This is a genomic window from Streptomyces sp. NRRL S-31 (genome assembly GCF_000718775.1).
Lineage (GTDB): Bacteria > Actinomycetota > Actinomycetes > Streptomycetales > Streptomycetaceae > Streptomyces.
Genome location: NZ_JOCB01000158.1, coordinates 1 through 9,848 on the forward strand (window position 1 = coordinate 1; position 9,848 = coordinate 9,848).

Below are 9,848 nucleotides of genomic sequence, written 5' to 3' on the forward strand. Positions count from 1 at the left end.
GCGGGTCCTCGTCACCCCCTCGCGGCGGGCCGTCGACCACCAGCCTGACCAGGCGCCGGGGGGACGTCAACGCTGTTACGGGCGCTCACGGGAGCACCGCGGGTCGCGGCGCCCGCGCACGGTCTCGTCCCCGGGTCGCGTCCCCGGCGCGGCAGGGCGCCGGGCGGTTACACCGCCTCGAAGGCGCGGCCCCCGTACGCGGCCGGTCCGCCCCCGTACGCCCTCGCCGAGCCGTCCCGGGACTGCGCGCAGCGGTCCAGTTCGCACCAGATGCTCTTGCCGGCACCTTCCGGGCTCCAGCCCCAGCGGTCGGCGAGACAGTCCACGAGGGCCAGCCCCCGGCCGCCGGTGGCGTCACCGTCGGCGCAACGGGGCACGGGCGCGCGGGAGCTGGTGTCGGTGACCTCCACCCGCACCGTCGCCGTCGTCCCCGTGCCGACCGCCGGACCCGGCAGGCAGAGCCGCAGCACGGCCGGCCGGCCGGTGTGCACCACGGCGTTGGTCACCAGCTCCGAGACGAGCAGGATCAGGGTCTCGGCCAGCGGCTCGTCGGCCGTTATCCCCGACCCGCAGAGCCGCGAGCGGGCCCACCTCCTGGCCCGTCCCACCTCCGTGGGGTCGGGCCGGATCTCCAGCTGCACTTGAAGCACCTGCACCGCTCACACCATCCGAACCGGCGGACACATGACCCCACGCCATCCGCGCGCCACGGCGTCGGCCGCGGCGACGATCACGACGAGGGCCACGATCGTAGCCATTTTCTGCATGGCCAGAACAACGGCCAGAGCGAGGGTCACGGACTGTGACTCCCTTACACGCCAGCATGGTTGACGTACAGTCACGTCGCCAAGCGCTTCGGGCATATTCCCGCGCCAAGGAGTACGTGTGCGGGATACTGTGCGACGCTCGCGCCCGGGAGTCGAACAGACGGGGAACGAGAGCCCCGACCGCCCCGCGAGCAGCGGCGCGCACCGCGCGGCCCGGCACCGCCCCAGGGGCATCACCGGCCCGGCTCGTCCGCGCAGCCACTCGCATCCCCCACAAGGTACCGGAGCGGGTGCCGACTCCGGGCCGTGACGGGACCTCGGACAGGACACGACCGGATATCGACGCTCCGTGATCCCAGGGCGCCACGATCCGCAACATCGTGGGCCAAAGCTTTGCCGGGGCGACACCCCCGGAACGCCTCCCGCGGCTCAGTCCGTCGGCGCGGCGGCGAGCCGGCCCTCGCACCACGCGTCCCCGCCGGCCCGCCGCGCCCGCACCCAGGCCCGCTTCAGGTGCAGGTGCACGTCCGCCTCCCAGGTGAAGCCCATGCCGCCGTGCACCTGGAGACAGTCGCGGGCCCCCCGCACGGCGGCCTCGTCGGCGAGCAGCCGGGCGGCGGCGACGTCTGCGGGATCGGCCGTCACGGCGGCGGCGTAGACGGCGGCCCGGGCGGTCTCGGCCCGCACCAGCAGGTCCGCGCAGAGGTGCCGGACCGCCTGGAAGGCCCCGATCGGCCGCCCGAACTGCTCTCGGGTCCGGGCGTGTTGCACGGCCGGCTCGCACACCCGTCCGGCCGTACCCAGCTGCTCGGCGGCGGTGAGCAGCACGGCCACCGGGTCCGGGGCACGGGGGACCGGGCCGGCGCCCCGGGGAACGGGGGCGGGCACCCGGTGCAGGGGGGTGAGCGGGTCCACCGAGCGCAGCGGTACGGCGCCGGTGGCGTCCCCGCGCACGGGGTCCGCCGCGTCCAGCCACTCCACCAGTTCGCCGTCGACGGCCGCCACGACCGTCTCCCCGTCCGCCGCGCCGGGCACACCGCCGGCCGCGAGGTGCGTGGCCGCGAGCGGTCCGGGCAGCAGGAACCGGCCCGCGCTGCGCGGGTCACGGGCGGAGTTCTTCGCCGTACCCGGCGTCCGGCGCGGCCACGACCACACGGAGATGGCCCGCCGCCTGGGCGCCCGGGGCGTCTTCGAGGCGTACGACGCCCTCCCCGACGGCGATCCGGCCGTGCTGCCCCCGCCCCCGCCGAGGGCACCCAGGTCCGCTGGATCTACTGGTCCTCGGGCACCACCGCCGACCCCAAGGGCGTACGGGCCGTTCACTGCTCGCCGCCGACTCCTGCCCGGCGGACGCGCTCAGGCTGTCGGAGCACGACGTGGGCTCGATGGCCTTTCCCCTCGGCCACGGCCCCCTGACCCGGGCGGCACCGGCCCCCGCTCTACATCCGGCTCAGGCTCGCCGTCGCGTAGAGTACGTCCCGGATCGCCCGGCGGTCGCCGTACTGGCCCACCGCGGCGTCCTCGGGCGGCATCCGGCCCGCCGCCACCTTGCAGAACTCCACGCCGTCCAGGGCCAGATGGGCCACCTCGAAGTCGGCCGAGCCGACCGCCGCCGGTGAGTCCAGCGGGATGAACCACTCGCCGCCGGCCTCGCCCTCGATCTCCAGCCGCAGACTGCGCCCGGGCGCGCCGGCCGGGACCAGGTGCGGGGTGCGGCGGCCCGGCTCGGACAGCCCCGCGCGGCGGCGCTCGGCCAGCACCGTGGGCAGCAGGCGGACCGCCAGGCCGATCATCCGGTTCAGATGCCGGGGTGCCGGCGGGCGGTACGGGTAGTCCACCGCGTCCGCGATGTCCTCCGCGTGCGCCCAGCACTCGAAGGCGCGGTCCAGCATCGCGTCGTGCAGCGGCAGCGTGAAGTCGCCGTAGGACACGGCGAGTCCGCCCGCGTGGCCGCCGGTGAAGGACACCGTCCGCACCAGGCTGTGGCTCTGCTCCCGCCAGGGCCCGCGCACCGACCGGGTCGGCGGGCCGGGCGAGGCCCGCCACAACGCCTCCGTGCGGCCGGCCGGCCCCGCTGTGCCCGGCCCGGCCGCCCCGGCGGTCCCGGCCAGCGGGTCGTCCAGGCCGAGCGCCACGGCGATCAGCCCGTCCACCGCCAGCAGGTGCGCGATCACCCCGGCGACGGTGGTTCGACGGCTCGTCGCGGTGTCGTCCTCGAACCACCGCAGCCGTACCGGCGCGTGCCACTCGGCGTCCCCGAAGTCCTGGAGCAGCGCGTCGAGACGGGCGGCCTCGGCGTCGTACGGCGCCGCCCAGCCGGGCACCGGGATGCGCGGCGGCCGGCGGGTCAGACAGCTCTCCAGGACCCGGGTGCGCAGGGCGGGGTCCAGGTCCAGGCTCTCCGGCTGGTGCAGCAGGCCGACCGCCTCGCGCAGCCGCCGGGCCTCGTCGGCGCAGGGGCCGCAGTCGCCCAGGTGCTCCTCCACGGCCGCCGTCTCCGCGGCCGAGCAGGCGGCCAGCGCCCAGGCGCCGAGCAGCGATTTCAGGATGTCGTGCGACAGCTCGGGCGGCACGGACGCGGGGTCCCCCGGGTCGGCGGGGCCGGGCAGCGGGCGCCCGCCGTCCGCCACGACGGCGCGGGGCACGGGTATGCGCGGCGCCGGGGACGGCTCGTGGCCGCCCGTCCCGTCCGGGGAGCCGCCCGAACCGCCGGCGCGCCCACCGGAGCCGGTGCCTTCGCCGTCCCCCGCGCCGCGGAGCCCGGTGCCCCGGTCCGCCCACGGCCGGCTCCCGTCCCGCCGGGGCGCCTCCCCGTCCCGACGGGGCGCCTCCCCGTCGCGGCCGTCGTGCGCCTCGGACCGGTCCGGGCCGTTCACACCGCACCCCGGTATCCCGGCGGGGTGCCCGCGTCGTGGGCGGTGGTGAGGAGTTGCAGGCCGAGGCGGAGCCGGCGGCGGGCCTCGTCCTCGGTGACGCCGAGGTCGGCCGCGGTCTGGCGGTAGTCGCGGCGCTGGAAGTAGGCCAGGTCCAGGGCGGCGCGCAGCGGGGCCGGCATGGAGTGGACGATGTAGTCGGCGCGGGCGGCGACCGAGGCGCGCCGGACCGTTCCCTCCAGTTCCTCGCGGCGCGGCCGCTCCCGTTCCTCCCGGTCCCGCAGCCGCCGCACGGCGACCCGGTGGGTGACCGCGGCGATCCAGGAGCGCAGCGGGCCCTGCCGGGGGTCGTAGGTGTCGGGGTGCTCCCAGACGTGGGCGAAGACCTCGCGGGTGACGGCGTCGGCGGCCGCCTCGTCGCCGAGGACCCGGTGGGCGAGGCTGTGCACGAGGGAGGCGAAGCGGTCGTACAGCTCGCCGAGGGCGGCCGCCTCCCCGCGGGCGAGCCGCTGCTGCATCTTGCGGTCCCAGCGGGGCGGTGCGTTGTTCCCGGCCATGCGGTCCCTCCCCTCGCCGTGTCCGGCCCGTCCAGCCTGCCGGTCCTGCCCTCTCGAATGTAGTCGGCACCTACGGCGGCACACGCCCCTTTGTGCCAATGTGCGCCCCTGGGAGCGCCGCAGGTGATACTGCCCCCTTCACATGATCTTCACACGAGCCACGGGCACCTCTGACCGAACAGGATCGGTAGTGACCAAAAGAGGCCCTTTGTTGATCGACTGCCGTTTGCCGCATCACGTTTCAGGGAACGGCCCGTGGGCAGCCGCGCGAAATGGAACGTAGGAACTGCTTCCGTTTCCGGGCGGTCCCGGGCGATCCGGCGAGCGGAGGGGCGTGGCCGTGGCATTCAAGGTGACCGGCGTCGAACAGGACGAGTGGACCGTGCTCCGGGTCTCCGGCGAGCTGGACCTGGTGACCTCGCCGGTACTGCGCCAGCGCGTGCACGACGTCGTGGCGCAGGGACACCACGACCTCGTCGTGGACCTCTCCGACGTGTTCTTCTGCGATTCCAGCGGCGTCGGCGTGCTCATCGCCGCCCGCCGGCTGATCCGCTCCTGCCAGGGCCGGCTGCGGCTGATCCTGCCGGACCGGGGCGCCGAGGACGGCTCGCACGTCAACCGCGTCCTCGGCGCGCTCGGCGTCCGCCGGCTCTTCGACGTCCGCCCCGACCTGGACGCGGCGACCACGGACGCGACGGACCCGCTGTCCGCCTGAGCGGCCGCCCCGGCACCCCGGAGCGACCACACAGTTGTCCCGGCGTTCCCCCTAACTCGGCACAGTGGTCGGTTTTCCGCCGTCCGGCGGCCACCCGCGTCGTACGCTCCAGCCAGGTCCACCCGACGGACCCTCAGGTACGACCCCCACGTAAGGCGGCCCCAGATGGTCAGCACCGAGTACGAGCGCAGGATCGCCGCCCGGTTCGCCACCTTCGACCAGGACGGCAACGGCTACATCGACCGCGCGGACTTCAGCGCGGCGGCCAAGGCGCTGCTCGCCGAGTTCGCCGTGCCCGCCCGCTCCGCCAAGGGGCAGGCGCTGTACGCCGGCGCGGAGGCGTTCTGGCAGGGCATGGCCGGCATCGCCGACCGGGACGGCGACCAGCGCATCACCCGCGAGGAGTTCGTCACCGGCGCGGTCAAGCGGCTGCGCGACAACCCCGACCGGTTCGCCGAGATCGCCCGGCCCTTCCTGCACGCGGCCCTGGCGCTGGCCGACACGGACGCCGACGGGCACGTCACGGTCGCCGACACGGCCCGCGTCCTCACGGTGCTCCACGTGCCGGACCGGACGGCCCGGGCGGTGGCCGCGGCCCTCGACACCGACGGCGACGGGAAGACCGCCGAAGCCGAGATCGTCCCGGCGTTCGCGCGCTACTTCACGGTGTCCGAGTAGGCCCCGGGGCTCCCGGGGCGGCCCTCAGGCGAACACCACCGTCCGGCGGCCGTTGAGCAGGATCCTGCGCTCGGCGTGCCACTTCACCGCGCGGGCCAGCGCCTGGCACTCCACGTCGCGGCCGAGGGCGACCAGCTGGTCCGGGGTCACGTCGTGACCGACCCGCTCGACCTCCTGCTCGATGATCGGCCCCTCGTCCAGGTCCGCGGTGACGTAGTGCGCCGTCGCCCCGATCAGCTTCACACCGCGCGCGTGCGCCTGGTGGTACGGCTTCGCGCCCTTGAAGCTCGGCAGGAACGAGTGGTGGATGTTGATCACCCGGCCGCTGAGCCGCTTGCACAGGTCGTCGGAGAGGACCTGCATGTAGCGGGCGAGGACGACCAGTTCGACCTGCTCCTCGCGGACGAGCTCCAGCAGCCTCGCCTCGGCCTCCGGCTTGTTGTCCTTGGTGACCGGGATGTGGTGGAAGGGAATGTTGTAGGAGCCCACCAGCTCCTCGAAGTCGGTGTGGTTCGAGACCACGCCCACGATGTCCACCGGCAGCGCGCCGATCCGCGCGCGGAACAGCAGGTCGTTCAGGCAGTGCCCGAACTTGCTGACCATGAGCACGATGCGCATCCGCTGGTCGGCCTCGTGGATCTGCCAGTCCATGTGGAACGAGTCACCGATCGCGGCGAAGCTCGCCCGCAGCTTGTCCACCGTCACCGGCGCCTCGGCCGAGAAGTGGACACGCATGAAGAACAGTCCCGTGTCGTGGTCGCCGAACTGCTGGCTGTCCTCGATGTTGCAGCCGGTCATGAACAGATAGCTGGACACGGCGTGCACGATGCCCTTTTTGTCCGGACAGGAGAGCGTCAGGACGTACTGGTCGGCCGGTGCGGCGGCGGAAGGGACGGACTGGTCGGTCATGCCCTACAGGGTCCCATACCGGTCCGCCGGCCCGGGCGGCCGTCCGCTACGCGGACCGGGTCAGGATGCGCAGCACTTCCAGGCTCTTCGGCTGCTCGTCCGGGTCGTCGCCGTCGCTCGCCGCGAGGCGCAGGTGCGCGTCCCGCGCCGCCCGCACCGCCTCCGGCCAGGCGGGGTGGTCCAGGTACGCGGCGACCGGGGCGTCCGGTCCGACCTGGTGCATGATGCGCAGCAGCCGCAGCACGGCGGTGTCGACGAGCGCCGCCTCCTGCGAGTCCCGGAATATGGTGCCGACGTACTTCTCGGCCGACCAGTTGTCCAGCCAGGTGTCCTCCACCAGCCGGTACACGGCGTCCGTGACGTCGCCGTACCCGTCGGCGCCGGCCAGCCAGACGTCCCGCTGGAACACCGGGTCGGAGAGCATGTGCAGCGCCGAGCGCACATTGCTGCGCCACCGCCACCACGGCATGTCGTTCAGGGGCATGCCGCCCATGGTGGAGGAGCGGCGGCCGCGACGGGAAGAGTTCTCCGAACCTTGCACGGTCACCGATCGTACGTTCTTCGCCGCACCTCCCCCACCTGCCCCCGCAATTCACCTCCTCGTCACCGTACGTCGACCCCCGGTCACTCCCGGGTTGGCGGTGTGAGGGAATCGTGCGGGTGCATGACCGGCAGGCGACGCACGCGCACGAGCCCCCTTCCCGCACTCCCCCGCCCCGTCAGAGCCACCGCCCTCGCCGCGGGCGCCGTGGCCCTCTGTGCGTCCCTCACCGCCGCGTGCGGGGTCGTCCCCGGTGTCACGGGGGGCTCCGGGGACGACCCGGTCAAGGTGATGACCTGGGCCCCTCAGGGCACGGAGGCGACCAACAAGCCCGGCATGCCCGCGATGGCCCTCGCCTACGCGAAGTGGATCAACGACAACGGCGGCCTCGGCGGCCGCCGTCTCAAGGTCCTGACCTGCAACGACCACAACGACAGCGTGGGTGCGGCGAAGTGCGCCAAGCGCGCGGCGGCCGAGGGCGTGGTCGCGGTCGTCGGCTCCTACAGCCAGTTCGCCGACTCCTACCTCGCCCCGCTGGAGGGCGCCGGCATCCCCTACATCGGCGGCTACGGCGTCACCAACGACGAGTTCACCGGCTCCATGTCCTACCCGGTCAACGGCGGCCAGCCCGCCCTCCTGGCCGGCCTCGGCAAGGCCCTCGCCGCGAGCTGCGGCCGCGTCACCCTGGTCCGCCCCGACAGCATCGCCGGGGACCAGCTGCCCGTGGTGCTCGACTCGGGCCTGAAGGCCGGCGGCCACGCGGACGCCGGCGACCAGCTCGCCGCCGAGGACGCCACCGAGTACGGCGACCAGGCGGCACGGGCGCTGCGCCACGCGACCGGGGACCCGGCCGGGAAGGGCTGCGTGGTGCCCGCGCTCGGCGACCGCACCGACACCTTCATGGACTCCTTCCGGCGCGAGCGCGTGAACTACCCGGACGTGCGCACGGCGACCGTGCTCGGCAGCGTCGACCAGACGGTGATCGACGCGACGGGCGGCGCGTCGGGCCCGTACGAGGGGGCGTACATCACCGGCTGGTACCCGGTCGCCTCCGATCCCCGCTGGGACCTGATGAAGAAGGTCGTCAACCAGAAGGCGTTCGGCGACAACCGCATCGATCCCGCGGACGCCGGGGTGCAGACCACGTGGATCGCCTACACCGTGCTCAAGGCCGCCCTGGACGAGATCGGGGACGGCGAGGTGAGCGCCGACACCGTGCGGCACACCCTCGACGACGGCCTGCGGGTCTCCACCGGCGGCCTCACCCCGACCCTGCACTGGCCCTACGCGGGCAGGCTCGCCGGGGTCGGCCTCCCGCGGCTGGTCAACGCCGACGTCACCCTCCAGGTGGTGCGGGACGGCAAGCTGGTCGCGGCCGGCCGGGACATCGGCGGCCGGAACGGCGTCGCCGACATGACCGCGGTCCTGGAACACGCCGACGTGCCGTGACGGGCCCCGGCGCCGGGGCCCGTCCGGGGCGTCACAGCTGGGTGGGCTGGCGCTGGGTCAGGCCGTACTTCTTCGCGATCGAGTTCCACAGCGCCGCCGCCTTCGTCTTCTGCGTGCTGGCGGTGCCGCTCTCCCGGTTGCCTGCCTGGGTCTCGTCGGTGGTGCGGGCGTGGCCCTTGCGGCAGACCTTGTGGCTCTTGGCCTGGCCGGCCCAGGCCGCGTAATGGTTGTCCGCCGCGGCGGACGCCTGCCAGGCCTTGGTCAGCGCGGCCGTCAGGTCGGCGTTGCCCGGCAGCTTGTCCACGGACAGCTTGCCGAGCCGGGTGACCAGCTCGCCGCGCTGCCTGCCCGCGTCCCGCAGATCGGCGGCGGCCTGGTCGAGGTTGTCGCAGCCGCGCACGTCGGACACCGCCCGGATCACCGAGGCCCGGCTGCTGCCGCTGTCCGCGAGCAGCTTGTCCAGCTCGACCGCCTGCTCCCGGGCGGGGTCGGCGGCGGGCGAGGCGGAGCCCTCGGTGGTCGCCGGGGACGCGGCGGCGACCGTCTTGTCGTCGCTGCCGTCCTTGCCGCCGCCACCCGTGCTGAGCAACGCGCCGGCCCCCACCCCGAGCACGACCAGCCCCACGCCGACGGCTGCGATCACCGGCACCCGCGACCGGCCGCCGCGCCGCCCGCCGCCGTCCGGCTCCGCGTCGTACGACGGCTGCGCCGGGCGGTACGAGGACTGCGCCGGGCCGGGGTAGGCGTCCGGCTGCTGGACCACCGGGAGCTGCTGGGTGGAGCCGGCCGGGCCGTCGTCGCCCGTCGGGCCGCCGCGGAAGAGGTTGTCGAACTCGGCGGGCGGCTGCCGGTCCCCGCCCTGTGCCTGGGCGGCGTAGGGCGGGATGTACTGCGTGGCCTCCGCGTCGGAGTGCGCGGGCGCCTCCTGCCCCGGCGCCCGGCCGGGGTACCCCTCGCCCCCCGGCACCGGCGGTATGTACTGGGTGGCCGCGTCGGCACCGGGAGCCGCGGGGCCGCCGGTGACCGGCGGGATGTACTGGGTGGCACCGTCGTCCGGCCCGGCCTGCGCGGCCGGCATGTACTGGGTGGCGGCCTCGTGCACGGAGACACCGGCACCGGGCCCCGGGGGCACCGGCGGGATGTACTGGGTCGCGCCGTCGGCCATCGGGGGCAGCGGGGCGCCCGCTGCCGGGTACGCGTCCGGCACGGCGGGCGGCAGCGGCGCGGGGCCGCCGGGCTGCGCCGGGTACGGCTGCGGGGCGTGACCCTGCTGATACGCGCCGGGCGTGCCGTACCCGGGCTGCGGGGCCGCGCCGTAGGCACCGGGACCGGGCTGGCCGCCGTAGCCGGGCGCCTGGC

11 protein-coding genes and 1 pseudogene are annotated in these 9,848 nt (G+C 74.8%); 4 read left to right on the top strand and 8 right to left on the bottom strand.

The features are described from left to right. Window positions 1-167: 167 nt before the first annotated feature. From IF37_RS0136850 to IF37_RS0136860, 3 genes are all read right to left on the bottom strand, one after another. Window positions 168-641 carry an ATP-binding protein gene (locus IF37_RS0136850; RefSeq protein WP_030753508.1) on the bottom strand — a complete coding sequence of 158 codons (474 nt, stop codon included), beginning with the start codon at window positions 639-641 and terminating at the stop codon, window positions 168-170. 18 nt (window positions 642-659) lie between these two features. Further along, window positions 660-797 (bottom strand): hypothetical protein, encoded by a 138-nt coding sequence (locus IF37_RS44730; RefSeq protein ID WP_158727453.1) that lies wholly within the window; start codon window positions 795-797, stop codon window positions 660-662. 399 nt (window positions 798-1,196) lie between these two features. After that, the gene (locus tag IF37_RS0136860) at window positions 1,197-1,922 is read right to left on the bottom strand and encodes an acyl-CoA dehydrogenase family protein (RefSeq protein WP_253915956.1); all 726 of its coding nucleotides are present in this window, start codon (window positions 1,920-1,922) and stop codon (window positions 1,197-1,199) included. Between IF37_RS0136860 and IF37_RS46265 the strand changes: the two are divergent. Beyond that, window positions 1,858-2,164: pseudogene (locus IF37_RS46265) on the top strand (cyclohexanecarboxylate-CoA ligase); the annotation flags it as partial. The gene IF37_RS0136860 and the pseudogene IF37_RS46265 overlap by 65 nt on opposite strands. 42 nt (window positions 2,165-2,206) lie before the next feature. On the opposite strand, the gene IF37_RS0136865 reads toward IF37_RS46265, so the two are convergent. Further along, window positions 2,207-3,643 carry a zf-HC2 domain-containing protein gene (locus IF37_RS0136865; protein ID WP_253915957.1) on the bottom strand — a complete coding sequence of 479 codons (1,437 nt, stop codon included), beginning with the start codon at window positions 3,641-3,643 and terminating at the stop codon, window positions 2,207-2,209. Then, window positions 3,640-4,197: an RNA polymerase sigma factor gene (locus IF37_RS0136870; protein ID WP_030753518.1), complete on the bottom strand. Its 558-nt coding sequence runs from the start codon at window positions 4,195-4,197 to the stop codon at window positions 3,640-3,642. The genes IF37_RS0136865 and IF37_RS0136870 overlap by 4 nt, the downstream gene beginning before the upstream one ends. A 334-nt stretch (window positions 4,198-4,531) precedes the next feature. Between IF37_RS0136870 and IF37_RS0136875 the strand changes: the two genes are divergently transcribed. Both IF37_RS0136875 and IF37_RS0136880 read left to right on the top strand, forming a co-directional pair. Next, complete coding sequence (locus IF37_RS0136875; protein ID WP_030753521.1) at window positions 4,532-4,912, top strand: STAS domain-containing protein; 381 nt, start codon at window positions 4,532-4,534, stop codon at window positions 4,910-4,912. A 165-nt stretch (window positions 4,913-5,077) separates the two neighbouring features. Then, entirely contained in the window at window positions 5,078-5,590 is a 513-nt protein-coding gene (locus tag IF37_RS0136880; protein ID WP_030753524.1) for an EF-hand domain-containing protein, read from the top strand. Between the two features lie 24 nt (window positions 5,591-5,614). Here the strand turns inward: IF37_RS0136880 and purU are convergent, their stop codons facing one another. Next, on the bottom strand, window positions 5,615-6,499 hold the full coding sequence (gene purU / locus IF37_RS0136885; RefSeq protein WP_030753528.1) for a formyltetrahydrofolate deformylase: 885 nt from the start codon (window positions 6,497-6,499) through the stop codon (window positions 5,615-5,617). Between the two features lie 46 nt (window positions 6,500-6,545). Beyond that, window positions 6,546-7,046, bottom strand: a complete 501-nt coding sequence (locus tag IF37_RS0136890) for a hypothetical protein (RefSeq protein WP_030753531.1) — start codon at window positions 7,044-7,046, stop codon at window positions 6,546-6,548. A 117-nt stretch (window positions 7,047-7,163) separates the two neighbouring features. Here IF37_RS0136890 and IF37_RS0136895 point away from each other — a divergent pair, with 117 nt between their 5' ends. Then, complete coding sequence (locus IF37_RS0136895) at window positions 7,164-8,489, top strand: ABC transporter substrate-binding protein (protein ID WP_030753534.1); 1,326 nt, start codon at window positions 7,164-7,166, stop codon at window positions 8,487-8,489. 31 nt (window positions 8,490-8,520) lie between these two features. Here IF37_RS0136895 and IF37_RS0136900 read toward each other — a convergent pair. Continuing rightward, window positions 8,521-9,848, bottom strand: a 1,328-nt coding sequence (locus tag IF37_RS0136900) for a hypothetical protein (RefSeq protein ID WP_030753537.1), incomplete at its 5' end; no start/stop codon positions are given.

Coding starts and splice junctions, on each gene's coding strand:
- IF37_RS0136870 (WP_030753518.1), bottom strand. CDS start 4,197: ATGGCCGGGAACAACGCACCGCCCCGCTGGGACCGCAAGATGCAGCAG.
- IF37_RS0136880 (WP_030753524.1), top strand. CDS start 5,078: ATGGTCAGCACCGAGTACGAGCGCAGGATCGCCGCCCGGTTCGCCACC.
- purU (WP_030753528.1), bottom strand. CDS start 6,499: ATGACCGACCAGTCCGTCCCTTCCGCCGCCGCACCGGCCGACCAGTAC.
- IF37_RS0136895 (WP_030753534.1), top strand. CDS start 7,164: ATGACCGGCAGGCGACGCACGCGCACGAGCCCCCTTCCCGCACTCCCC.